The following is a 1,019-nucleotide window of genomic DNA, read 5'->3' as shown; positions in this document are numbered from 1 at the left end:
ACGTCGCCGTGGTGCATCTTCTCGAAGGCGGTCTCGATGTCGTCGAGGCCGATCTCCTCGGAGACGAACTTCTCCAGCGGCAGCCGGCCCTGCAGGTGCAGGTCGACCAGGTAGGGGAAGTCCCGGGAGGGCAGGCAGTCGCCGTACCAGGAGGACTTGAGCGCGCCGCCGCGGCCGAAGTACTCGATCAGCGGCAGCTCGGGGGCCTTCAGGTCCGGGGTCGGCACCCCGACGAGCACGACGGTGCCGGCCAGGTCGCGGGCGAGGAAGGCCTGCTTCCAGGTCTCCGGGCGGCCGACCGCATCCACGACGACGTCGGCGCCGAACCCGTCGGTGGCGGCCTGGATCGCCTCGACCGCGTCGGTCTCGCGGGCGTTGACGGTGTGGGTGGCGCCGAAGCCGCGGGCCCACTCCAGCTTCCGGTCGTCGGTGTCCACGGCGATGATCGTGGTGGCGCCGGCCAGGGTGGCCCCGGCGATCGCCGCGTCGCCGACGCCGCCGCAGCCGATGACCGCGATCGAGTCGCCGCGGCCGATGCCGCCGGTGTTGATCGCGGCGCCGATGCCGGCCATCACCCCGCAGCCGAGCAGCCCGGCGACCTGCGGGGTCACGGCCGGGTTGACCTTGGTGCACTGCCCGGCCGCGACCAGGGTCTTCTCCACGAACGCGCCGATGCCCAGGGCCGGGGAGAGCTCCTGGCCGGAGGTCAGGGTCATCTTCTGCGTGGCGTTGTGGGTGTTGAAGCAGTACCAGGGCTTGCCCTTCTTACAGGCCCGGCACTGCCCACACACCGCCCGCCAGTTGAGGATCACGAAGTCACCCGGGGCGACGTCGGTGACGCCCTCGCCGACGGACTCCACGATCCCGGCGGCCTCGTGGCCGAGCAGGAACGGGAACTCGTCGTTGATCCCGCCCTCCCGGTAGTGCAGGTCGGTGTGGCAGACCCCGCACGCCTGGATCTTCACGACCGCCTCGCCGGGACCGGGGTCCGGGACCACGATCGTCTCGACGGAGACCGG

At 71.7% G+C, this 1,019-nt stretch carries 1 protein-coding gene; it reads right to left on the bottom strand.

Going from position 1 to position 1,019, the window contains the following annotated elements; translation table 11 throughout:
• On the bottom strand, positions 1-1,019 hold a 1,019-nt coding region (locus PKE99_RS37760), incomplete at both ends, for an S-(hydroxymethyl)mycothiol dehydrogenase (protein ID WP_271215057.1).

The organism is Pseudonocardia halophobica (assembly GCF_027922425.1).
Taxonomy (GTDB): Bacteria; Actinomycetota; Actinomycetes; order Mycobacteriales; family Pseudonocardiaceae; genus Pseudonocardia; species Pseudonocardia halophobica.
This window is presented reverse-complemented; position numbering and strand designations above follow the sequence as displayed.